The 23,826-nt window shown below is 26.3% G+C and carries 19 protein-coding genes; 6 read left to right on the top strand and 13 right to left on the bottom strand.

Annotated features, from left to right (window positions below; all coding sequences use genetic code 11):
• The first annotated feature begins 5 nt into the window (after positions 1-5).
• Genes H0H77_RS00850 through H0H77_RS00840 form a run of 3 tightly spaced genes read left to right on the top strand, consistent with a single transcriptional unit; the run spans position 6 to position 3,047 of the window.
• On the top strand, positions 6-599 hold the full coding sequence (locus tag H0H77_RS00850) for an L-threonylcarbamoyladenylate synthase (RefSeq protein WP_185851720.1): 594 nt from the start codon (positions 6-8) through the stop codon (positions 597-599).
• A 5-nt stretch (positions 600-604) separates the two neighbouring features.
• A complete protein-coding gene (locus tag H0H77_RS00845; protein ID WP_185851719.1) occupies positions 605-2,023 on the top strand; it encodes a CCA tRNA nucleotidyltransferase in 1,419 nt (472 codons plus the stop codon).
• A gap of 10 nt (positions 2,024-2,033) precedes the next feature.
• Entirely contained in the window at positions 2,034-3,047 is a 1,014-nt protein-coding gene (locus tag H0H77_RS00840) for a DHH family phosphoesterase (RefSeq protein WP_185851718.1), read from the top strand.
• Here H0H77_RS00840 and H0H77_RS00835 read toward each other — a convergent pair.
• The 3 genes from H0H77_RS00835 to H0H77_RS00825 are packed head-to-tail and all read right to left on the bottom strand — an operon-like array spanning position 3,031 to position 5,525.
• Positions 3,031-3,588 (bottom strand): thioredoxin family protein, encoded by a 558-nt coding sequence (locus H0H77_RS00835; RefSeq protein ID WP_185851717.1) that lies wholly within the window; start codon positions 3,586-3,588, stop codon positions 3,031-3,033. The genes H0H77_RS00840 and H0H77_RS00835 overlap by 17 nt on opposite strands.
• A 28-nt stretch (positions 3,589-3,616) precedes the next feature.
• Positions 3,617-4,411 carry a zinc ribbon domain-containing protein gene (locus tag H0H77_RS00830; protein WP_185851716.1) on the bottom strand — a complete coding sequence of 265 codons (795 nt, stop codon included), beginning with the start codon at positions 4,409-4,411 and terminating at the stop codon, positions 3,617-3,619.
• 10 nt (positions 4,412-4,421) lie between these two features.
• On the bottom strand, positions 4,422-5,525 hold the full coding sequence (locus H0H77_RS00825; RefSeq protein ID WP_185851840.1) for a Nif3-like dinuclear metal center hexameric protein: 1,104 nt from the start codon (positions 5,523-5,525) through the stop codon (positions 4,422-4,424).
• A gap of 102 nt (positions 5,526-5,627) precedes the next feature.
• Between H0H77_RS00825 and lipA the strand changes: the two genes are divergently transcribed.
• Positions 5,628-6,482, top strand: coding sequence for a lipoyl synthase (gene lipA, locus H0H77_RS00820; RefSeq protein WP_185851715.1), 855 nt, complete (start codon positions 5,628-5,630; stop codon positions 6,480-6,482).
• A gap of 13 nt (positions 6,483-6,495) precedes the next feature.
• Here lipA and H0H77_RS00815 read toward each other — a convergent pair whose 3' ends face one another.
• On the bottom strand, positions 6,496-9,066 hold the full coding sequence (locus H0H77_RS00815) for a UvrD-helicase domain-containing protein (RefSeq protein WP_185851714.1): 2,571 nt from the start codon (positions 9,064-9,066) through the stop codon (positions 6,496-6,498).
• A gap of 146 nt (positions 9,067-9,212) precedes the next feature.
• Between H0H77_RS00815 and fbaA the strand changes: the two genes are divergently transcribed.
• Together fbaA and accD are read left to right on the top strand one after the other, a co-directional pair.
• A complete protein-coding gene (fbaA, locus tag H0H77_RS00810) occupies positions 9,213-10,280 on the top strand; it encodes a class II fructose-bisphosphate aldolase (protein WP_185851713.1) in 1,068 nt (355 codons plus the stop codon).
• A 10-nt stretch (positions 10,281-10,290) separates the two neighbouring features.
• Positions 10,291-11,133 carry an acetyl-CoA carboxylase, carboxyltransferase subunit beta gene (gene accD, locus H0H77_RS00805; RefSeq protein ID WP_185851712.1) on the top strand — a complete coding sequence of 281 codons (843 nt, stop codon included), beginning with the start codon at positions 10,291-10,293 and terminating at the stop codon, positions 11,131-11,133.
• A gap of 3 nt (positions 11,134-11,136) precedes the next feature.
• On the opposite strand, the gene guaA is transcribed toward accD, so the two are convergent.
• The 9 genes from guaA to H0H77_RS00760 form a co-directional block, all read right to left on the bottom strand.
• Positions 11,137-12,687, bottom strand: a complete 1,551-nt coding sequence (gene guaA / locus H0H77_RS00800) for a glutamine-hydrolyzing GMP synthase (RefSeq protein ID WP_185851711.1) — start codon at positions 12,685-12,687, stop codon at positions 11,137-11,139.
• 49 nt (positions 12,688-12,736) lie between these two features.
• Positions 12,737-13,972 (bottom strand): phosphoribosylamine--glycine ligase, encoded by a 1,236-nt coding sequence (gene purD, locus H0H77_RS00795; RefSeq protein ID WP_185851710.1) that lies wholly within the window; start codon positions 13,970-13,972, stop codon positions 12,737-12,739.
• An 11-nt stretch (positions 13,973-13,983) separates the two neighbouring features.
• Positions 13,984-15,504 carry a bifunctional phosphoribosylaminoimidazolecarboxamide formyltransferase/IMP cyclohydrolase gene (purH, locus tag H0H77_RS00790; RefSeq protein WP_185851709.1) on the bottom strand — a complete coding sequence of 507 codons (1,521 nt, stop codon included), beginning with the start codon at positions 15,502-15,504 and terminating at the stop codon, positions 13,984-13,986.
• An 82-nt stretch (positions 15,505-15,586) separates the two neighbouring features.
• Positions 15,587-16,150 carry a phosphoribosylglycinamide formyltransferase gene (gene purN / locus H0H77_RS00785; RefSeq protein WP_185851708.1) on the bottom strand — a complete coding sequence of 188 codons (564 nt, stop codon included), beginning with the start codon at positions 16,148-16,150 and terminating at the stop codon, positions 15,587-15,589.
• A 16-nt stretch (positions 16,151-16,166) separates the two neighbouring features.
• Positions 16,167-17,147 (bottom strand): phosphoribosylformylglycinamidine cyclo-ligase, encoded by a 981-nt coding sequence (purM, locus tag H0H77_RS00780; RefSeq protein ID WP_185851707.1) that lies wholly within the window; start codon positions 17,145-17,147, stop codon positions 16,167-16,169.
• Positions 17,148-17,183: 36 nt separating this feature from the next.
• A complete protein-coding gene (gene purF / locus H0H77_RS00775; protein ID WP_185851706.1) occupies positions 17,184-18,635 on the bottom strand; it encodes an amidophosphoribosyltransferase in 1,452 nt (483 codons plus the stop codon).
• Between the two features lie 48 nt (positions 18,636-18,683).
• Positions 18,684-19,418, bottom strand: coding sequence for a phosphoribosylaminoimidazolesuccinocarboxamide synthase (gene purC / locus H0H77_RS00770; RefSeq protein ID WP_238783806.1), 735 nt, complete (start codon positions 19,416-19,418; stop codon positions 18,684-18,686).
• Between the two features lie 27 nt (positions 19,419-19,445).
• Positions 19,446-19,931, bottom strand: coding sequence for a 5-(carboxyamino)imidazole ribonucleotide mutase (gene purE / locus H0H77_RS00765; RefSeq protein WP_185851704.1), 486 nt, complete (start codon positions 19,929-19,931; stop codon positions 19,446-19,448).
• A 28-nt stretch (positions 19,932-19,959) separates the two neighbouring features.
• On the bottom strand, positions 19,960-23,772 hold the full coding sequence (locus tag H0H77_RS00760) for a phosphoribosylformylglycinamidine synthase (protein ID WP_185851703.1): 3,813 nt from the start codon (positions 23,770-23,772) through the stop codon (positions 19,960-19,962).
• Positions 23,773-23,826: the final 54 nt, after the last annotated feature.

Below are 23,826 nucleotides of genomic sequence, written 5' to 3'. Positions count from 1 at the left end.
ATGTCATGTTTTTTTTTGAGGAAATAGAAAGAAGTACAACTCTTTTAAAAAAAGGTAAATGTTTGTTATATCCTACAGATACTGTGTGGGGATTGGGATGTGATGCTTTTAATCTACATGCTGTAGAAAAAATATATAAAATAAAAAATAGAAATCTTTATAAATCTATGATCATATTAGTGGAAAATATGGATCGGTTATATGAATTAGTAGAAGGAATTCCTGATTTAGTTGTAAAATTAATAAATGACAATCTTCATAAAAGAAAAAAACCTATTACTATTGTATATGAAAATATTCGTAAAACAATTACAAATTTATTTAGTATAAATAATAAAAAAAGTAAGACTTTGGCTATCCGTTTAACAAACGATCCATTTTGTGTTCATTTGATTAGAAAATTAGATAGACCAATAATATCTACTTCTGCTAATCTTTCAGGAGAGCCCACTCCTCAATCTTTTTATGAAATTCATCCTTCTATTTTAAATCAAGTTGATTATGCTGTGAATTTTCGTAGAAAAGAAAAATCTAAGTACAATGGTTCTTCTATTCTAAAAATTGTTTCAAATAATAAAATTAAAATATTACGGATGTAATTCACATGAAATTAGTTTCTGCTCTTCAGAAGAAGATATTTCGTATTGTTAGTTCTTCAGCTAGAAAAATACAACAAGATTGTTACGTTGTAGGTGGTTATGTTCGTGATTTTTTATTAGGAAAAAAGGATTCCAAAGATTTAGATATTTTAACTATAGGAGAAGGAATTCGATTAGCTAAAGAAGTTTCTAAATATATAAATCCTTCTCCTAAAATCAATATATTTAAACGTTTTGGAACGGCTATGTTAGAGTATAATCATCAAAAAATAGAATTTGTAGGATCTAGAAAAGAATCGTATTGTTTTCATAGTCGTAATCCTATTATAGAATTTGGATCATTGCAAGATGATCAAAATAGAAGAGATTTTACAATTAATACCTTAGCTATTAGCTTAAATGAAAATAATTATGGAGAATTGATAGATCCATTTGGAGGGTTGTTAGATTTAAAAAGTAAAATTTTAAAAACTCCATTAAATTCAGATATTACTTATTCTGATGATCCATTACGAATGATGAGAGCAATTCGTTTTGCCACTCAACTTCAATTTTTTATTGAAGAATCTTCATTTTTATCTATTAAAAAAAATAAAAATAGAATAAATATTGTTTCTAAAGAAAGAATTACAGAAGAATTTAATAAGATTCTTTTATCCAGAAATCCTTCTATAGGATTATTTTTATTATATAAATCTGGATTGTTATCAATTATATTACCAGAACTAACTCTATTGCAAGGAATAGAGGAAAAAAATGGATATAAACACAAGGATAATTTTTATCATACTTTACAAGTGGTAGATAATATCAGTAAAGAAGAAACCAATTCTCTTTGGTTAAGATGGGCCGCTTTACTTCATGATATAGGAAAGTCTTATACTAAAAAATTTTCCCCTCAAAGAGGTTGGTCTTTTCATTCACATGAATTTGTAGGATCCAAAATGGTTCCAAACATTTTTCAACGTTTAAAGTTACCAAAAGGAATACATATGAAGTATGTAAAAAAAATAATACAGCATAGTTACAGGCCTATTGCATTAATAGAAATGAATACAAGTGATTCTGCTATACGTAGATTATTATTTGATATGGGAGAAGATATCGGAGATTTAATAAAATTATGTATAGCAGATATTACAACTAGTAATATAGAAAAAAAGAAAAAATATAAAAGAAATTTTTGTCTTTTAATGAAAAGAATTCAAAAATTAGAGAAAAAAGATCGTCTAAAAAACTGGAAATCTCCTATATCAGGAAACGATATTATGAAAGCTTTCCATATTAACCCATGTAAAGAAATCGGAATCATAAAAAATTTTATTAAAGAATCTATTTTAGAAGGAAAAATATCCAATGAATTTCATTCTGCTTATTTCATGATGTTAAAAAAAGGAGAAGATTTAGGTTTTAAAAAAAAATAATTTAAGATATATGTTTTTTTATAACATTAGCAACAACGGAAAGAAAAGGAAAAAAATTGTATTATTACCACATATTAATCCAGATGGAGATGCTTTAGGTTCTTCTTTAGCTCTTTTGTTTTATTTAAGAAAACTTAAACATGATGTAGATTTAATATCTCCTACAGAATATTCTGAATTTTTTAAATGGCTTCCTGGAAGTAAGGATATTCTTGTTTTTTCAAAAAACACTCAATCTTTAGTAAAAAAAAAAATTATAGATTCCGACTACATTTTTTTTATAGATTTTAACAATTATTCCAGAATAAATACATTGAATCAATTTTTTTTAATTTCTAAAGCAAAAAAAATATTAATAGATCATCATCCATATCCATTTTCTTTTGATTTTATGTTTTCAGATCCAACGGCTTCATCTACCAGTATTTTAGTATTTAGATTGATATCTAAAATGAATCATTTAGATAAAATAGATAAAGAGATAGCAACGTGTTTATATGTTGGAATAATAACTGATACGGGTTTTTTTCGTTTTCCTTCTGTGACATCTGAAACTCATTTTATTGCAGGAAAATTAATAGAAAAAGGAATTGATATAGATCAAATCTATAATCATTTACAAGAAAGGTACAACGAAAATAGATTAAAACTTTTGTCTAAAGCATTAAAAAAATTGAAAGTCATAGAAAAATATCGCACAGCTTATACAAGTATTAATGCATCAGATATTAATTTATATTCCTATAAGCAAGGAGATACAGAAGGAATTATTACTTATGGATTAGGAATAAAAAACATTGTTTTTTCTGTTTTCTTTTTTGAAGAAAAAAAACAATATCCAATTAGAATTTCTTTTCGTTCAAGAGGACATTTTGATGTCAATCAATTTGCTAGAAAACATTTTGGGGGAGGTGGGCACAAAAATGCTGCAGGAGGAACTTTAGAAAAAAGTCTTTCAGAATCTATTGAATATTTTTTAAATATAATTCCTAATTATTATAAAAATCTTATGTTTTCCATTTAATGTTACAACCACAACTAGGTTTTGTAGTTTGTTTTATTTCTCTTCCGTTAAGAAGTTCTTTTAATATGTTTCTCACATCAGATCCTGTAACTGGTATTCCATTTTTTGGTCTAGAATCATCTAATTGGCCATGGTAACATAAATATCCTTTCCCATTAAATATGAAAAATTCAGGAGTACATTTAGCTCCATAATATTTGGCTACTTCTTGTGTTTCGTCAAAAAAATAAGGAAATGGATAACGTAATTTATGAGATATTTCCTTCATTTTTTCAGGAGAATCTTCTGGATATTTTTCTATATCATTAGAATTGATAGCTAAAAAAGAAACTCCTTTTTTTATATAATCATTCGTTAAACGAACTAATTCTGTATTAATATGTTTTACATACGGACAATGATTGCAAATAAACATAATTACAGTTGCCTTATCTGAAAAAAAATCTTTAATAAATTTTTTCTTACCAGAATTTGATTCCAATAATTCAAAATTTTTTATTTTTATTTTTCTTTCTTCATTGGAAGAGGAAGTCCGTACCATAATTTTATTTGTTTTTTTTTAAATATATTTATTTTTTATGTTTTTTTGAACAAAAAATAAAAGATTTTTTCTTTTCTTCTTCAGCTAACTCAGCATCTATTAATATTCTTCCACTATGTTCATCTATTAACAATTTATTACGTTGCATGAGTTCTGAATATTTTTGAGGAGTGATTGCTAAATAAGATCCTAAAGGAGCTCCTCTTTGTACTGGAGCAACAGCTATTCCATTTTTTACTCCATTTCTTATTTTTTTATAAGTTTTTAACAAACTGTTATCTAATTTTTTAGAAAAAAAAACAGATTTTTCTAGTAAAATTTTTTCTTCTTTTTCATTTTCCAAAAGAATCTGATTTAATTCTTTTTTCTTATGGAGAAGATGCTCTTTTTTATTTTTAAATGTTTCTTCTTTTTTTTCTAAAATTTCTTTTTTTTTCTGAATATTTAGATTAATTTCTTTGATTCTTTTTTTAGATAATTGTATTTCTAGTTTTTGATAATCAATTTCTTTTTCTATAGAATAGAATTCTTTGTTATTTTTTATATTATCCTTTTGTTTTTCATATTTATTTATTAATATATTTGATGATTTTATGAGTTTATTTTGTTTATCTATGTTTTCTTTGAGAGAAAGAATATCATTAGAAATATCTTCTAATTTTTTTTTCATTTTTTCAAGTTCTTCTTCCAAACTTTTTATTTCTATGGGAATATTCATTCTGAAATTTCTAATTTCATCTACACGAGAATCTATCAATTGAATATTATATAAAATTCTTAATTTATCTACTACAGTTACAGCTGATTTTTTGTTATTTTCCATAATATTTTTTTTAATAGAAATATTTTACTGGATTAGTATCTGTTTCTGATTCATAAATAGAAACACAAAAAAATTTTTTCTTTAAAAAAGATTTTAGTAAATGCTTCGTGCATTTTTCAGATTCATAATGTCCTATATCTACAATCAAAATTTTTTTTTCTGATTTAAAAAAATCATGATATTTTAAGTCAGATGAAATGAATACATTGGCTTTTTCTTTTATCGCAGTTTCAATTCCAAAACTTCCTGAACCTGCTATCATTGTTAATTTTTTAATTTTTTTTCCTGTAAATGGAGAATGTCGAATACATGGCAAATTCATTCTATTTTTTAAGTAAATAAGAAAATCGTATTCATTCATTTCTTCTGTAAGATCCCCTATTATTCCAATTCCTAAATAAGGATTTATATTTTCAATACTATAAATTTCGTAAGCTATTTCTTCGTAAGGATGACTTGTAAAAAGTGCTTTTTTAATTATATTTAATTTATGAGATGGAAAAATGACATTAATACAAGTTTCTTTTTCCATATGAAAAACACCTTTTTTTCCGGAAAAAGGTTTTGTTTTTTCGTTTCCCATAAAACTTCCAAAACCATCAAAATTATAACTACAATGACTATAATTAGAAATATTTCCAGCTCCTGCCTCAAATAAAGAATTTCTTACTCTTTCAGCATAAGAGATAGGAACATATGTTGTTAATTTTTTCATAATTCCTTCTTTAGGAAAGAGAACTTTTTCTCTGTTAAACTGCAAAAGTTTGGATAAATAAGAATGAGTTCCTTCCCATATAAAATCTAAATTTGTATGAATTACATAAATTGCTATATTATTTTTTATTGCAGAAATGATTACTCTTTCTGAAAAAGAATTTTCAGTCAAACTTTTTATGGGTTTAAAAAGGATAGGATGAAATGATATAATTAAATTACATTTTTTATTTATAGATTCAATAATTATTTCTTCAGTAAGATCTAAAGTGATCAAAATATTTTGAATTCTTTGATCATATGATCCTACTATTAACCCTATATTATCATAAGATTCTGCATATTCTATAGGAGCTAAATCCTCTAATTGAGAGGTAATATCTTTAACTAAGATTTTCATCATAAAAAAAACACAAAAAAACGAACAAATTTATAAAAATAATAGATTTGATTCTAATCAGTGAATTTTTCAAAATTATAATATAAATAAAATAAGAATAATATGAATCTCATTCAAAAAAAACCTGCTTGGATAAAAGTAAAACTTCCAATGGGAAAAAATTATAATGAATTACAGAAATTAGTTTCTTTACACAAATTGAATACGATTTGTCAAAGTGGGAGTTGTCCTAATATAGGAGAATGTTGGGGAAAAGGAGTCGCTACTTTTATGATACTAGGAAATATTTGTACAAGATCTTGTAGATTTTGTGGAGTTAAAACAGGACTCCCTGAAAAAGTAGATTGGAAAGAACCAGAAAAAGTGGCTAAATCTATTCAAATATTGAAAATTAAACATGCTGTTATTACTTCTGTAAATAGAGATGATTTAAAAGATATGGGTGTTTCTATATGGGTAAAAACGATAAAAAGAACTCGTGTTCTTAATCCATCTGTTACAATAGAAACATTAATACCTGATTTTAAAGGAGAAAAAAAAATAATAGATCAAATCATAAATATGAAACCGGAAGTTATTTCTCATAATTTAGAAACAGTTTACAGACTCACAAAAAAAGTTCGTATTCAAGCAAAATATAATCGTAGTCTTGAAGTCCTACAATACATTAAAGAAATAAACAAGAATATTCGTACAAAAACAGGAATTATGTTGGGATTAGGAGAAACAAAGAAAGAAATATTAGAAACTATGAGAGATATAAAAAGTTCTAAAGTAGATATTTTAACATTGGGACAGTATTTACAACCTTCTTTAAAACATTTTCCTGTTTATTCTTTTGTTTTACCAGAACAATTTCAAGAATATAAAGAGATAGGATTGAAAATGGGGTTTAAATATGTAGAAAGCGGACCTTTAGTAAGATCTTCTTATCATGCGGAAAAACATGTTCAATAATAAATTCATAATTTTATGAAAATTTTTTTTCTCTTCCAAAAGAATATTGAAATTTTTTTTCATTCCATAATTTTTTTTCAATTAAAAAATTTTTAATATAAAAAGATACAGATTGATCATTTTCATTTTTAGAAAAAATAAATAATTGTTCTATAGGACGAGTTGTAGCAACATATAATAAATTGAGGTTATCAAATTTTATATTAGATAAATAATCTTCATAAAAATTTTTTATGTAATTATCTTCTATATATTGAAAATAGGATTCTATTTCTAAATAAAGCGCATTTAGTCCATGATATAAATGAGGAGAGACATTCATCCATGATCCTTCTTTTTTTTTTGAACAAGCATTCCAGTCTGTGAAAGGAATAAGGACAACAGGAAATTGTAATCCTTTAGATTGATGAATAGTCATAATCCGAATAGCATCTATATTCTCAGAAACAATGATACTTTCTTTTTTTTTTTTTAATTCCCAATAATCCAAAAAATCTACAATAGAATTTCCAATATTTTTCATTGATCTATGAATCAAATCTAAAAAAGAATAAATTGATGAAGTATTTTTATTATTATTCATTAACCCTAATGATTGAATCACTTGTTCTGCTATCTCATAGAGAGATTGACGATATAAATTATTTAAGAAGTCTAATGATTTTGTTTTAAAAAGAATTTTTTTCAAAAAAATATTTAATGGTAAAAAAATAATTTTCATCAAAAAATCATGATCTTTTTCTATAGGACAAATTAATTTATTTTGCAATAATAACAAAATAAAAAAAGCTCTTTTTTGATAACAATGAGGTTTAATAAGAATATAAAAAAAATGAATAATTATTTCTATTTCTAAATGATTTTTTATGAGAAGAGATGCGGAAGTATTTACAATAAATCCATCTTCTATAAGTTTTTCAGATAAAAAATTTCCTTCTTCGTTTCTTCTAACTAAAAGAGCGATATCCGATAATTTGTACTTTTGTTTTAACAATTTTTTTATTCTTTTTTTTATGTTCAAATAAATATATTGTTTATAATTTTTTTTTTCTAAAAAATTTAATTCAACATATCCTCCATTTTTTTTGAAGATTTTTTGTTTGGAATTCTTATAAATATCTTTGTAAATGGGAGAATGAAAGATTTTAGATACAGATTGATAAAGTGAATTATTCAATTTTACAATTTCTTCGTAACTACGAAAATTCGTTTCTATAGTAAGAATTTGTTTATGATAAGATTGGGAGGAAGAAGAAATGAGATGAAGGAATTGCTTATGGTCTCCTCCTCTCCATCTGTATATAGACTGTTTCGGGTCTCCTACGATCATAGCTGAACCGTTTTCTGATAAAGCATTTTCAACTAAAATTCGAATATTATACCATTGTAAAAATGAAGTATCTTGAAATTCATCTAAAAAATAATGTTTATATTGTATTCCCATTTTTTCATAAATATGGGGGAATGTTTCTTGAGTAATTCTTTCATAAAGAATTTGATTTAATTCTGCATTTAAAATAATTTTTCTTTCTTCTTTTAAAAAATGAAATTCTTTTTCTATCTCGTAGATTATTGATAAAAGACTCAAATTTTTTAAAAAAAGCTTATCTAAAAGATAAGAAGAAATATATTTCTCATATAAAGATTTTGTTTCTCGATATAAGAAAAGTATTTTTTCTTTATTTTTAGAAATAAAGATTTTTTGATCCATTCCTATCCATTTACAATATAATCTTTCCATATGAATGGATTTTTCAAGTCTTTTATGAAAAGGATTTAAAAAGATATTCCCTTTACATAGTTTTTTGAAAAATTTAGGCAAATCCGAGTGAGGAAATGAATGTTTTTTAATGGATGTTTCTTTCAAAAATTCAAAAAATTTCTCTCCTTGTTTTCTGCATTTTATTTCAAAATTTTGAGTTCTTTTTAATAAAGTTTCTTTTAATTGAATCAAATCATTAAAAGAATACATTTTAATCTTCCTCATAGGAAAAAAACTATTCTCCTCTACTATAAGGGAAGCAATTTTTAACAGTTCATTTCTAACATCCCAATGTTTTCCTTCTTTTAATTTTTCCAAAAAAAATTGGACCAAAATATTCGACCATTTTTCTGAATTTTTTAGTTTAGATAATAGATTATCTACTATTTTCAATAAAAAACTATTGGTATCCATTTCTAAATCTATATTTTTTTTTGAAAAAAAAGATAGAATAGTCCTATAAGTAAATTTGTCTATAGTCCTTATAGAAAAAGAAGAAAAATCATGTAAAATTGCAGATAATATTCTTTTAGCACGTTTGGATAATTGATATTTTGTTATATTTAAATCTTTTGAAAGATAAGAAAAGAAATCATGATATTCTTCACTAACTTTTAGATCAGAAAATTCTTTTATACATTGTAATATGCGTTTCCTCATTTCTTCAGAAGCCTTATTAGTAAAGGTCAAGGCGAGAATACGTTTAAATTCATCATTATGAACACTTTTAAACAAAAGATAAAGGTAATTCTTTACCAAAAAAGAAGTTTTACCAGAACCGGCTGATGCATTGTATATTTTTAAAGTTGCTGGAGTCAGCATAAAAATAAATTTTATAAATGCACAAATATAAACGTCAAATTTTAAGAAAAAAACTATTAGTAAATTTTCATAGATATAAAAAAATTCTTTATTTTTTACATCTGTTTCTGTTCATATTTTTTTTTTAAAAAAACATAAAAAAACACATGTCTCAAAAATTCCCTTATGGAGTAGCAACTGGTAATCTTGTAAAAGAAATATTTGAATATGCTAAGGAAAATGTTTTTTCCATACCTGCTGTAAATGTTACTGGATCTAATACTATAAATGCAGTAATGGAAGTCGCTTCAGAAGTTAATTCTCCTGTTATTATTCAATTATCCAATGGAGGGGCGATATTTTTTGCAGGAAAAGGTTTAAAAAACCATGAACAAAAAGCCGCAATAAAAGGTTCTATAGCTTGTGCTAAACATGTTCATGAACTAGCGGAAGCCTATAAAGCAACTGTCATTCTTCATACAGATCATTGTCCTAAGGAAAATTTACCATGGATAGATGGTTTATTAAATATTAACGAAATACATTATAAACATTTTGGGAAAACATTGTTCAGTTCACATATGTTAGATTTATCTCAAGAACCTTTAGAAGAAAATATTAGCATTTGTGAAAAGTATTTTGAAAGAATGAATAAGATTCAAATGACTATTGAAATAGAACTTGGGGTTACAGGAGGAGAAGAAGACGGAATAGACAATTCTAAAATAGAGAATAATAAACTTTATACTCAGCCAGAAGAAGTTTCATATGCTTATGAAAAATTAAAAAAAATCAATAATAATTTCATTATTGCGGCTTCATTTGGAAACGTTCACGGAGTTTATAAACCAGGAAATGTGATTTTACGTCCTGAAATATTAAAAAAAACTCAAAAATATATAAAAAATAAATTTCATACCATAGAAAAACCAGTTTTTTTGGTTTTTCATGGTGGATCAGGATCCTCTCAAAAAGAGATTCAAGAAGCTATTAATTATGGGGTCATTAAAATGAATGTAGATACCGATTTACAATATGCTTTTACATGCGGTGTGAGGGATTATATGAGTAAATATAAAAAATATTTAGAAAAACAAATAGGAAATCCAGAAGGAGAATCTCTTCCAAACAAAAAATATTATGATCCTAGAGTATGGCTACGAGAAGGAGAAAAATCATTTAAGATTTTTCTTAGAAAGTATTTTGAATTAATGAATAACATTAACACTTTATGAAGAAACAATCATGGCTTGGTTTTTAAGAAAGAAAAAAAATATTTTGACTCCTATAGAGGATAGAAAAAATTTCCCCAAAGGGCTTTGGTATAGAACTCCTAGTGGAAAAATTATAGATACAGAAGAATTAAAAAAAAATGCTTATGTTAGTCCAGAAGATGGATATCATGTAAGAATTCATAGCAAAGAATATTTTGAAATTCTTTTTGATAATGGAAAATTTTTAGAAATCAATGTTAAAATGACGAGTCAAGATCCTGTTAAATGGATAGATTGCAAGAAATATACAGATAGAATTAAAGAAGCAAGAAAAAGAACTAATTTATATGATGCGATTAGAACAGGAGTGGGAAAAATGAAAGGATTAGACTTAGTCATTTCCTGTATGGATTTTTCATTTATAGGAGGATCTATGGGATCTGTAGTTGGTGAAAAAATATCTAGAGCAATAAAATATTGTATTGAAAAAAGATTCCCATATGTATTGATATCTAAATCTGGTGGAGCTAGAATTATGGAATCTGCATTTTCTTTAATGCAAATGGCAAAAACAATAGCTAGACTGACTCAATTACGTGAGACAAAAATTCCTTACATTTCTGTTCTTACAGATCCAACTACAGGAGGAGTAACAGCTTCTTATGCTTTACTTGGAGATATTAACATAGCAGAACCAGGTGCTCTTATAGGATTTGCTGGTCCTAGAGTTATTAGAGAAATTATAGGAAAAGATCTTCCTAAGGGATTTCAAACTGCAGAATTTCTTTTGGAACATGGGTTTATAGACTTAATTTCTTCTAGAATGGAATTAAAAAAAAACATATCTAATCTTATTTCTATGATGATAGAATAGAAATTATTCCCATTCAATAGTAGCTGGAGGTTTGGATGTGATGTCATATACTAAACGGTTAATTCCATCAACTTCATTAATAATTCTATTAGAAATTTTTTCTAAAAAATCGTAAGGTAAACGTGAAAAAGTAGCAGTCATGAAATCTTCTGTTTTTATAACACGTAATACAGCTGTATATTCGTATGTTCGTTTATCTCCTTTTACTCCTACAGATTTTACTGGTAATAATATTATAAACGCTTGACTGACAAAATCATAAAGATTTGAATTTGTTAATTCTTGTGAAAGAATATTTTCAGATTTTTTCAGTATGGAGATCTTTTTTTTGTTGATTTTTCCAAGAATACGAATACTTAATCCAGGTCCAGGAAATGGATGACTGTGTAAAATTTCTCTTGGAATCCCCAATTCTATTCCTATTTTTCTGACTTCATCTTTAAATAATTTTCTTAAAGGCTCAATAAGTTTTAATTTTTTCAATTGAGGTAATCCTCCTACATTATGATGAGATTTAATAAAAAAATTTTTTCTTAATTTTGAAGAAATTGAAGACTCAATCACATCTGAATATATAGTTCCTTGTGCTAAAAATTCTACGTTATCAATTTTTTCTGATTCTTTTTGAAAAATGGATGCAAATTCATTTCCTATAATTTTTCTTTTCTTTTCAGGATCTACAATTCCAGTTAAAATAGATAAAAAACGTTTTTTCGCATCTATTATTTTAATAGGAAAATTCATTCTTTTACAAAAGGAAAAGATTTTTTCTTTTTCTTTTCTTAAAAGAAATCCCGTATCAACGAAAATACAATTCAAAGCATTTCCAATAGCATTATGAATGATAGAAGCTGATACAAAAGAGTCTACTCCACCTGAAAAACCTAATATAACTTTTTTATCAGCTACACGTTTCTTTATTTTTTTTATAGTATTTTGTACAAATTGATTTAGTTCCCAATTTTGATCGCATTTACAAATGTGTAGGATAAAATTCTTTAATATAGAGATTCCAAATTCTGTATTATCTACTTCAGGATGAAATTGAACTGCATAAATATTTTTAGTCTTATGAATTATAGCGGCAATAGAACAAGATGAAGTATGACCTATTTTTTTAAATTCTTTTGGTAAGTTTTTTATCTCATCAAAATGACTCATCCAAACAATTGATTTTTTAGGAATTCCAAAGAATAAATTCTTTTTCTTTAAAAAAGAATCTATAATAAAATAGGATTTTCCATATTCTTTGGATTTTGATTTTTCTATTTTCCCTCCGAAAAGGAAAGAAATTAGTTGCATTCCATAACAAATCCCAAGTATAGGAATATTTAATTGAAATATCTCTTTAGAGATTAAAGGAGAATCTTGGTCATAAACAGAAAAGGGACTTCCTGATAAAAGAATTCCTTTTGGTTTTTTGGATAAAATATTATGAATCGAAATATCATAAGGACATAATATTGCATATACACCTATTTCTCTAATTCTTCTAACTATCATTTGGCTGTATTGAGAACCAAAATCTAATATGATAATAGAATCTTTTTTCATTAAAATTTTTACAATTTTTTTATTTCTATTCTAAATATTACTAAACTAATTACAAACCAATATCTTGTCTAAAATACAAATTTTCAAAATGAATTTTATTTACTTTATCATAAGCCGTTTTTATTGCTTCATGAATAGATTTTCCTATTCCTATTACATTCAAAACACGACCACTTGATGTTATCCATTTTTCTTTTTCCTTTTTTGCTCCAGCAATATAAAAAGGTTCTTTTAAAGAATTCAGTCCTTTGATAACTTTTCCACTTTCGTATTTTTCTGGGTATCCTTTTGAAGACAAAACAATACAACAAGAATACAATTTTTTTTCCCAGTGAATCTTAATATTCTTTTGTTGAAAAAGAGAAGATTGTATTATATGAAGAAAACTACTTTTCATTAGTGGAAATAAAGTTTGAATTTCAGGATCTCCTAAACGAGTATTGTACTCTAATAAATAAACCCCATTTGAAGTAATCATTAATCCAAAATAAATGAATCCAAAAAAAGTTAATTTTTCCAAAAATAATCCTTCTAAAGTTGGTTCTAATATATTTTTTTTAAAATCTATCCAAACATCATTTGTCATATGTGGATTAGGAACAATAGTTCCCATTCCTCCTGTATTTAATCCTGTTTCTTTTTCTCCTATTTTTTTATAATCCTTAGCGGATAAAAAAGGAATAATATTTTTTCCATTAAATATAGATAAAATAGAGGCTTCATTTCCTTGTAAAAATTCTTCTATGATTACTTTATTTCCAGATTCTCCAAATTTTTTATCTCTCATGATAGAATTTAAAGCTTTTTTTGCTTCAGCTTTATTTTTTACTAACAGAACTCCTTTCCCTGAAGCAATTCCTCTAGTTTTAATAGCTACGGAATAAGTAGTTTCTTCTAAAAAATCCATAGCTTTTTGATAGCAATCAAAAGTTTTATATTTAGGAGTAGGTATTCCATATTTTTTCATAAAATATTTGGAAAAAATACGGTCTCCTTCAAGTCTAGCTGCAAGGTAATGTGGTCCAATTATTTTTAATCCAACTTTTTGGAAAATATCTACAATTTTTTCCAATAAAAAAGTTTCAGAACCTACAATAGTTATATCTATTGCGTTTTTTTTTGCAAAAAAACATAATTCTGATGGGGAATGAATATTTTTTATATTTTTTCCTATTTGATCTGTTCCCCCATTTCCAGGATAAAAATAAAGATCAACCGAATCTTTTAATAATTTTTTACCAATAGCGTGTTCACGTCCTCCGCTTCCAAGAATTAAAATTTTCATATTCTAAATAATTAATGTTTAAAATGTCTTTCTCCTGTGAAAGCCATAGCGATTCCATATTCATTACAAGCTTTTATAGATTCTTTATCACGGATAGAACCTCCTGGTTGAATAATTGCACGAATTCCACCAGAACGAGCCGCTTCGTCAACTACATCTCTAAAAGGAAAAAAGGCATCAGAAACAAGCACTAAATCTTTTTTACTTTTTTCTAAAGCTCTCTCTATGGCTTGTCTAGCTGCCCATATTCTATTTGTTTGCCCTCCAGAAATTCCTAAAGTTTGTGTTCCTTTTGAGACAACAATCGCATTGGATTTTACATATTTAACGACTTTTTGAGAAAAAAATAAAGACACAAGTTCTTTATCAGAAAATTTTTTTTTTGTAACTATTTTATAATTTTTAGATAAAAAACGATCAATTTGTTGTATTAAAACACCTCCATCTATTTGAACAGATTCTAATGTATCTGAAATTGGTTCATTTATTTGAATAATTCTTAGATTTTTTTTTATTTTTAAAATATTTAAAACATCTATTTCATAACTAGGAGATAAAATCACTTCTAAAAATATGTTTTTTATTTCATTTGCTAATTCTTTTGTTATTGGAACATTCACGGCCATTATTCCTCCAAAAAAAGAAATATCATCGGCATAATAAGTTTTTTGGAATGCTTCAATTATATTTTTTCCTAATGCAACTCCACAAGGAGTAGAATGTTTCACTGTACAACAAGCTGGTTCAGATTCAGAAAATTGTGATACAATTTTCCAAGCAATATCCATATCTCTTAAATTATTAAATGAGAGTTCTCTTCCATGCAATTGTTGAAAATTTCGCATTGCACCTTTATGAATCGTATTAATATAATATGCTGCTTTTTGATGAGGATTTTCTCCATAACGGAGATTCATTTTCTTTTTATAAGAAAAATGTAAATAAGGAGGAAAATCTTCTTCAAGAAGATATTGAGAAATGACAGAATCATAGGCGGAAGTAATATTAAATACTTTTCCAGCTAGTTTTTTTCTCAACTTTAATGAAGTAATTCCATTATGTTCTATTTCATTTTTTACTAAAAAATAATCATCTTTATCTGTAATTGCCGTAACATATAAAAAATTTTTCGCAGCTGCACGAAGTATAGAAGGTCCCCCTATATCTATAAATTCAATCAATGAACTAGATTTTAAATGTATTTTTTCAAAAAAAGGATAAAAATTAACTAATACAATATCAATAAGAAAAATATTGTGGAATAGAATAGAATTCATATGTTCTTCAACAGAACGATTAGCCAAGACTCCTCCATAAATATTAGGATGAATAGTTTTTATTCTTCCATCTAGAATCTCAGGAAAAGATGTTATTTCTGATATGTTTATAACATGATCTATTCCATGTTTTTTCAAATATTGAAAAGTTCCACCAGTAGAAATTATTTGATACCCTTTTTCATTCAAAAAACGGACAAAATCAAATAGTTTTTCATCTTTTTCATAAACACTAATCAATGCTCTTTTCGTCATAATAAAAAAAAATAATAAATTGATATATAAAAAAATTCTGTAGAAATAAAAAACTATTTACTAAATAATAGAAAAAAAACTGTTAAAGAGAATTTATAGATTGAATGAGAATCTCCTCTTCTATAAGAGATATTTTTTTAGACAAAGAAATAGGAGTTTCTTTTGAAGAAATCCTACACGATTTTTTTAAAATGATCTTTCCTGAATCAATAGATTTTGTTACATAATGAACTGTTGCTCCGGATATTTTTTCTTTCTTATTAAGAACTTCTTGATGCACTCTCATTCCATACATCCCTTTCCCTCCATATTTAGGTAAAAGAGAAGGATGAATATTTATGATTTTTCCATTCCATTTTTCACACAATTTTGCATCAAGGATAGAGAGAAATCCTGAAAGAATTATAATGTCTGGAATATGTTTCATTAGTAAATGATCAATTTCTTTTGATAGAAATCTTTTTTCCACTTTTTCTAAAGAAACAGTCTGAATATTTTCTTTTAATGCATATTGAATGGCCATGCAGTTTCTATCAGAAATGACTAAATCTACTTTAAAATTAGAAAGTTTTCCATTGGAAATAGCTTGACAAATATGCTGCATATTTGTCCCTCTTCCAGAAACTAAAATAGCTAGTTTTTTCATGAAATTGAAAATATTTTTATGTCAAGAATACTTTTTTATTTCCTTTTACAATATTCCCCAATACAAAAGGATCTTCTCCTAAAACACATAATTTTTTCAATACAGAACATTGATCTTGAACAGAAACTATTATAATCATTCCAACTCCCATGTTAAAAGTCTTCCACATGACTCTATCTGACACAGATCCTATTTTCTGAATAAAATTAAAAACAGGATGAATCGGTATCTTGTTTCTATAGACGACAGCTGATAAATTTTCCGGAAGAATACGGAATAAATTTTCGTTGATTCCTCCTCCTGTTATATGAGCTAATCCATGTATAAAAAATTCTTTTAATAAAATATGAATAGGAAAATGATAAATTTTCGTTGGAATTAAAAGAGTTTCATAAAATGGTTTTTTTTGGAAATTTTTTACAAAATCTTCTTCAGAAAAAATATTTCTAATTAAAGAAAATCCATTACTATGGATTCCTGAAGAAGGAAGTCCAATTAAAACATCACCTTCCTTAATTCTCTTTTTTCCATCTATAATATTCTCTTTCTCTACAATTCCTACACAAAATCCGGCAACATCATAGTCATTAAATTGATAAATACCAGGCATTTCCGCTGTTTCTCCTCCAATAAGACATGTTTTTGTTTTTTTACAAAATGAAGAAATTCCTTGTAAAATTTTTTCTGCAATATTAGAATCAAGTTTTCCGCAAGCCAAATAATCTAAAAAAAATAAAGGTTTCGCTCCATGACACAAAATATCATTCGCACACATGGCAAAACAATCTTTTCCAATTATATCATATTTTTTATAATTAATAGCTAAACGAAGTTTAGTTCCTACACCATCCACCCCAGAAACCAAAATAGGCTCTTTATATTCTCTACATTCAGAGAATTTGTAAAAAGCAGAAAAATGATCCAATGAACTAATTACTTTATGATTATAAGTTTTTTTTAAAATATTGTTAATTTTAGTAAGATGATTTTCTTTCATTTCCTTGTTGTAAGATGAATTGACAAAAAGATACAATCATTTTTTATGAATATGAACTGGATAATTTCCAGTAAAACAACCAAAACAGTAATTTCTACTTCCAAGTATTTTTATTAGATTTTTTATACTTAAAAATTCTAAACTATCTACATCTAAAATTTTAGCTATTTCATCTTTATTTAGATTATGTGAAATCAAATCTTTTTTACTTGGTGTATCCACTCCTAAAAAACATGGACCTATAATAGGTGGAGAAGCGCTTCTGAAATGAATTTCTCTAGCTCCTGCTTTTCTTAAGATAGAAACTAATCTACGACTAGTCGTCCCACGAACAATGGAATCATCAACAATAACAATTCGTTTCCCTTTAATTTCATCTAATATAGGATTTAGTTTTAGATTAACAATACGTTCACGTATTTCTTGTTTAGGAAGAATAAAAGATCTCCCAATATATTTATTTTTTACCAAGATTGGTTTAAAAGGGATTCCAGATGCTTTGGAAAATCCAATAGATGCTGGAACTCCGGAATCTGGAACTCCAATAACGACATCCGCTTCTACTGGATATTGTTCATAAAGTTTTTCTCCACTTTTTTCACGTATTTCATAAACATTTATATTTTCAATTAAAGAATCAGGACGAGAAAAATAAATATATTCAAAAGAACATGTTCTTCTTTTTGTATATTTTTTTTTTGTAAGTAGAGAAAATCGTATAGATTTTTGATCTACTATAGCCATTTCTCCTGGAAAAAGATCTCTTATATAATAACCCCCTACAGAATCTATTCCACAAGTTTCTGAACTAAATATGTAAGTTTTTTCATTGAGCATTCCATAACATAAAGGACGAATTCCATTTGGATCTCTAAATGCAGCCATCTTATTCTTTGTAAGAACAATAACAGAATAAGCTCCTTGAATATCAAGAGTAGTTTTTTGAATAGCAGTTTCTAAATTATTATCATATTTATGTAAATATCTCTGTATCAAACGTAAAATCACTTCGGAATCCGAATATTCGGATAAAAAAGTGATTCCTTTTGATTCTAGATTTTTACGAATTTTTTTAGCATTGACTAGATTTCCATTATGAACTATAGAAATAGTACTTTTTCCTTGAGAATCTTCTCCAAAAAATGGTTGAATATTTTTTTTACTTTGTCCTCCTTCTGTAGAATAACGTGTATGTCCAATCACAGCATTTCCATGATAACATTTAGAATTTGCAATTTCTAGAAAAGAATCTAAAACAAGACCTTCACTCTTATGAGATAAAATAAATCCATCTCGTAAAACAGAAAATCCACAAGCTTCCTGCCCCCGGTGTTGTAATGAAAATAACCCAAATTGAATTAAAGAAAATGTATCTACTTTATGAGGAGAATAAATACCAAAAACACCGCACTCCTCATGAAATTTATCATCAGAATCATTCCGATGATTGTTTCCTTTGAAAACAGGAGAGAACAATTGAGATATCATCTTTTTTTTCTGTAAAAAGAATATCTTTTTACCATAATTAAAAATCAATTAATGGAGACAATCAATATTTAATCGTTTTAATACTTCCATATAAGCATCAAAAACAAATTCTTTATTCTTATTCTTGCTAAGACCTATTCTAAATAAATCTTTATCAAGTTTTTTCATTGTTTTTTTATCCCAAAAACGACAAGTATCAGGACTGATTTCATCAGAAAGTAAAATTTGATTGTTTTCATTTTTTCCAAATTCTATTTTAAAATCTACTAATAAAATATTTTTTTCAAAAAAATATTTTTTCAAAATATTATTAACATTTAGTATAATTTTATAAATTTCTTTTAATTCTTCATAGGAAATAATTTCTAAAAAAACTGCATGATGATCATTAATAAATGGATCATTTAATGCATCATTTTTGTAAAAAATTTCAAAAATCACATTCTTAGAATGAGTTCCTTCTTTTACTCCCAAACGCTTAGACAAACTTCCAGAAATAATATTACGAACGACAAACTCTAATGGAATCATATCCATTTTTACACACAATTGTTCTCTATTATTTATTCTACGAATGAAATGAGTTTTTATTCCATAAGAATTAAGAAACTTGAAAATAAATGTTGTGATTTCATTAATTAAAATCCCTTTGTCCTGTATAAATTCTGTTTTTTCTCCATCTAAAGCCGTTATACTATCTTTATAGTGAAGAATAATTTCATGTGGATTCTCTGTAGAATAGATTTTTTTTGTTTTTCCTTCTGATAAAAACTTTTTTTTCATTATTTTATTTCTCATAATCAATATGACTTACTCTATTTCATTGATTAATTTTTCTTTTGCATCCATTCTAAATTTTAGTAATGATTCTTTGATATCTTTATATTTTATGGATAAAATATGAATTGCTAATAAAGCAGCATTATATGCATTGTTTATCCCCACTGTAGCAACAGGAATATATTTAGGCATTTGTACCATAGAAAAAAGAGCATCTATCCCACCTAAAGATCCATTTTTATTATGATCATGATAAATTGGAACTCCTATAACTGGTAAAACAGTTTTTGAAGCGATAAACCCTGGTAAATGAGCGGATAAACCAGCACCTGCAATAATTAATTCTACTCCTTCTTCTATTTCTATTTTTTTTATTTTTTCTGATAAAACATCTGGTAATCTATGTGCTGAAATTACATAAGTTTTATAACTTATATTAAATTTATTTAATATTTTATCTGCTGATTTCATAATTATTTTATCTGATATGCTTCCACAAAATATGGCTATTTTCATAATATTTTTTTTATTAAAAATAATTTATTTATAAAAAATATTGTACAGCATTTCTAAAAATAGAATGTTCTTTAATCTTAGGTATATTTTTTAATAATCCGTGATCGTAGCATCGTTCTGGATGAGTCATTCTTCCATAAATTCTTCCATCTTCACTTAATAATCCTTCTATTGCCCTAACAGATCCATTAGGATTATACGGAATTTCTAAAGAAGGATTTCCTTGAAAATCAACATATTGTGATGCTACTTGCCTTTTATTAAATAAAACATTAATTGTTTCTTCATTAGCATAAAATCTTCCTTCCCCATGAGATACTGGAAGTATATATATTTTATTTTTCATCCCATTTAACCATGGAGATTGATCTGAAATAATTTTGATATGAACACATTGTGATATGTGTTTTTCTATTTCATTATAAGTAAGTGTAGGAGACTTATAATTCCTTAATGTTATTTTACCATTAGGTAACAGCCCTGATTTAATTAACCCCTGAAATCCGTTACAAATTCCTAAAATTAATCCGTCATGATCTAAGAATTGAGAAATAGCATTTTTTATGTTTTTATTTTGTAATACAGACGTAATAAATTTGGCCGAACCATCAGGTTCATCTCCAGCACTAAATCCTCCACATAACATAAATATTTGTGCAGATTTTATCTGCTTTTCCATTTGATATATAGATTCAACAATTTCTTTACTATTTAGATTTCTAAATACATAAGTTTTTACTATTGCTTTTTCTTTTTCAAATGCATAAATAGATTCAAATTCACTATTTGTTCCAGGAAATATTGGAATAAATACACGTGGGACTCCTTTTTTTTTCCATAGGATTTTTTTTTGTGAAGAAACTAATTTTTTTCCTTTTTTATTCTTTTGAAAAATTATTTTTTTATGATTTTTACGATATTTTTTTATTTTTTTTGAAAAAATAGAAGATAAAGGTTTCATCCAAATTTCTATAGCTTCATCTATATCTATATGGATTCCATTAAAATTCAAATATTTATTTGAAACAATTTCTCCTATTAAAATAAAATCTTTTGAAAGAGAAGATGAGGATTCTATTATTAATGATCCTATATTCATTTCAAATAAATGATTTTTACAATTAATAGAAACTCCCAAACGATTTCCAAAAGACATTTTTGCAATGGCAATGGAGATTCCTCCATCTTTTATAGTTTTTACAGAAACAATTTTTCCAGAACGAATTCCTTCATAAATTTGAAGATATGCTTTTTTCATAGAATCAAAATCTGGCATATCTTTTTTCAAAAGACGATGATGATAAAAGTAGATTTTATTTCCTATTTTTTTCAATTCAGGAGATATCACATTGGAACATGAATTAGTTGAGACTCCAAAAGCTATTAATGTTGGAGGAACATGAATGTTTTTATATGTACCGGACATACTATCTTTTCCTCCAATAGATGCGATTCCAAATGACATTTGTGCATGATAAGCCCCTAATAAAGCAGAAAATGGTTTTCCCCAATTTTTTGGATCATTTCCTAATTTTTGATAATATTCTTGAAAACTCAAATAAGTATTTTTATAATAACCTCCCATAGAAACAATTTTAGAAATACATTCTACAATCGCATAAATGCCTCCATGAAGAGGACTCCAAATAGATATTTCTGGATGAAATCCCCAAGAAGCTAAACTGACTGTTGTTGTTTTTCCATATAACACAGGAATTTTTTGAGCACTTCCTTCGGAAGGGGTCATCTGATACTTTCCCCCAAATGGCATTAGTACTGTGGTCCCCCCTACAGTACTATCAAACATTTCTACGAGACTTTTTTGAGATGCAATATTTAATAAAGAAAGAGTATTAAAAAATGTTTTTTTACTGAAAGTAATATTTTTTGATTTTTCAAAAGGAGAAATGGAATCAGGGGAACTAACGTGAACAACCTTTTTCTTATCAGATCCTCCTGTGTTTAAAAAAGAACTTTTTAAATTAAAAAGTTCTTTTTTCTTATGATACAATATTATTCTTTTATTATCAGTTACTTTAGCTATGGGAACGGATATAAGATTTTCTTCACGAGCTAAATTGATAAATGTTTTTACATTAGAAGGGTTTAATACAACAGACATACGTTCTTGAGATTCTGATAGTGCTATTTCTATAGCTTCTAAATCATTTTGTTTAATTGGAATTTTATCCAAATGAATAATTGAACTATTACTCAATTCTCCAATAGCTATTGCAGCCCCCCCTGCACCAAAATCATTGCATTTTTTTATTAAGGAGACGACTTCTTTTTTTCTAAAAAATCTTTGGAGTTGTCTTTCTATAATTGGATTTCCTTGTTGTATTTGTTGAATATTGTTATGATGATGATGATTTTTACATTGATATTCTTTAGAGGAGGATGTGGCTCCTCCTATTCCATCTCTTCCTGTTAATCCCCCAACTAATAAAATAACATCTCCTTTTTTTGGATTTTTTTGTTTCACAGCATCAACTGGAACAGCTCCAATTACCATTCCTACTTCCATTCTTTTAGCTCTGTATCCTTCGTGATATATTTCATGAATGTGAGTTGTTGCTACTCCTACTTGATTTCCATAAGAACTATATCCATAAGCTGCTTCACGGCATATTTTCCGTTGTGGTAATTTTCCATTCAAAGTTTTTGTAAAAGTTGGATCTGCTGCTCCGCTTAATCTAATAGATTGATAAACGAAAGCTCTTCCAGATAAAGGATCTCTAATAGCTCCACCTATACAAGTATAAGCTCCTTCAAAAGGATCAATTTCTGTAGGATGATTATGTGTTTCATTTTTGAATAATAAATACCATTTTTCCTTTTTTTTGTTATTATTATGAATAATATCCACATCCACCATGATAACACAAGCATTATGTTCTTTAGAAAACACATAATTTTTTTCCAAAATTCCTTTTTTATAAAGAATTTTAGATGGGAGACTCGATAAATCCATTAGATTGATAGGATCTTTTGATTTTCCTATTAAATCTCTATCTTTTAAATATTCATTAAAAATATTCTGATATATTTCTTTAAATTTTCCATCAAAAGTTATATCTATTAATGTAGTAAGAAATGTAGTATGACGACAATGATCAGACCAATAAGCATCCAAAATACGTAATTCCATTTCCGTTGGATTACGATTTTCTTGAATAAAGTATTTTTTGATGAAAAGTAAATCACTCAATTCCATAGAAAAACCCCATGTATTATGAATATTTTTTATTTTCTCATGAGTAGAATGAATAAAACCATCTAGAATAGAATGGTTTTTCTTTTTATCATTCTTATGAAGTCTATCATTCTTTTTTTTTCTATGGATATTATTAGGAATATTGCAAACACTCCTAATAAAAAAAGGATAATAAATTATTTTTTCATGAATATTTTTCTCTTTCCAAAAAGCAGGATTAATGCAATATCTTTTTATTTTATAAAAATCCTCATGAGAAGAAGAAGTCAATCCTATCAATTTTATTAGCTGACCTGTTTTTATAAAAACGGTAGATAAAGGATCTATCATTTTTAGACATTGCATAGCAGCATCCGCGCGTCTGTCATATTTTCCTGGAAGGAATTCGATAAAAAAATATGGATTTTTTAGATGTATTTTTCTACATAAAATATCTGTAACAGGATCTACAAATATTTTATATAAACTATCTAAAAAAATTTCTTTTTTTATGTGAAAAATATCATATGTATAATAAACAACTACTTTAGATAATGAAATATCCATTTCTTTTAATTCTCTAGATAGTTTTCTAGAATAAATATCAAAAGGAATTCTTTTCTTTATATAAATCCTTAAATTCATTAATTATTATCTATCTTTTTGATATAAATATGACATGTATGAATCTGAATAATA

The organism is Blattabacterium cuenoti (assembly GCF_014251255.1).
Lineage (GTDB): Bacteria > Bacteroidota > Bacteroidia > Flavobacteriales > Blattabacteriaceae > Blattabacterium > Blattabacterium cuenoti_W.
The sequence above is the reverse complement of the archived record's forward strand: the minus strand, read 5'-3'. Positions and strand labels throughout refer to the sequence as shown.

What these genes read in the sequence shown, in the direction of transcription:
- H0H77_RS00850 (WP_185851720.1), top strand. Translation starts at nt 6, where the DNA reads ATGTTTTTTTTTGAGGAAATAGAAAGAAGTACAACTCTTTTAAAAAAA.
- H0H77_RS00840 (WP_185851718.1), top strand. Translation starts at nt 2,034, where the DNA reads ATGTTTTTTTATAACATTAGCAACAACGGAAAGAAAAGGAAAAAAATT.
- H0H77_RS00835 (WP_185851717.1), bottom strand. Translation starts at nt 3,588, where the DNA reads ATGGTACGGACTTCCTCTTCCAATGAAGAAAGAAAAATAAAAATAAAA.
- purD (WP_185851710.1), bottom strand. Translation starts at nt 13,972, where the DNA reads ATGAAAATTTTAATTCTTGGAAGCGGAGGACGTGAACACGCTATTGGT.
- lipA (WP_185851715.1), top strand. Translation starts at nt 5,628, where the DNA reads ATGAATCTCATTCAAAAAAAACCTGCTTGGATAAAAGTAAAACTTCCA.
- H0H77_RS00815 (WP_185851714.1), bottom strand. Translation starts at nt 9,066, where the DNA reads ATGCTGACTCCAGCAACTTTAAAAATATACAATGCATCAGCCGGTTCT.
- purN (WP_185851708.1), bottom strand. Translation starts at nt 16,150, where the DNA reads ATGAAAAAACTAGCTATTTTAGTTTCTGGAAGAGGGACAAATATGCAG.
- H0H77_RS00830 (WP_185851716.1), bottom strand. Translation starts at nt 4,411, where the DNA reads ATGGAAAATAACAAAAAATCAGCTGTAACTGTAGTAGATAAATTAAGA.
- fbaA (WP_185851713.1), top strand. Translation starts at nt 9,213, where the DNA reads ATGTCTCAAAAATTCCCTTATGGAGTAGCAACTGGTAATCTTGTAAAA.
- purH (WP_185851709.1), bottom strand. Translation starts at nt 15,504, where the DNA reads ATGACGAAAAGAGCATTGATTAGTGTTTATGAAAAAGATGAAAAACTA.
- guaA (WP_185851711.1), bottom strand. Translation starts at nt 12,687, where the DNA reads ATGAAAAAAGATTCTATTATCATATTAGATTTTGGTTCTCAATACAGC.
- accD (WP_185851712.1), top strand. Translation starts at nt 10,291, where the DNA reads ATGGCTTGGTTTTTAAGAAAGAAAAAAAATATTTTGACTCCTATAGAG.
- H0H77_RS00760 (WP_185851703.1), bottom strand. Translation starts at nt 23,772, where the DNA reads ATGAATTTAAGGATTTATATAAAGAAAAGAATTCCTTTTGATATTTAT.
- purE (WP_185851704.1), bottom strand. Translation starts at nt 19,931, where the DNA reads ATGAAAATAGCCATATTTTGTGGAAGCATATCAGATAAAATAATTATG.
- H0H77_RS00825 (WP_185851840.1), bottom strand. Translation starts at nt 5,525, where the DNA reads ATGAAAATCTTAGTTAAAGATATTACCTCTCAATTAGAGGATTTAGCT.
- purC (WP_238783806.1), bottom strand. Translation starts at nt 19,418, where the DNA reads ATGAAAAAAAAGTTTTTATCAGAAGGAAAAACAAAAAAAATCTATTCT.
- H0H77_RS00845 (WP_185851719.1), top strand. Translation starts at nt 605, where the DNA reads ATGAAATTAGTTTCTGCTCTTCAGAAGAAGATATTTCGTATTGTTAGT.
- purM (WP_185851707.1), bottom strand. Translation starts at nt 17,147, where the DNA reads ATGAAAGAAAATCATCTTACTAAAATTAACAATATTTTAAAAAAAACT.
- purF (WP_185851706.1), bottom strand. Translation starts at nt 18,635, where the DNA reads ATGATATCTCAATTGTTCTCTCCTGTTTTCAAAGGAAACAATCATCGG.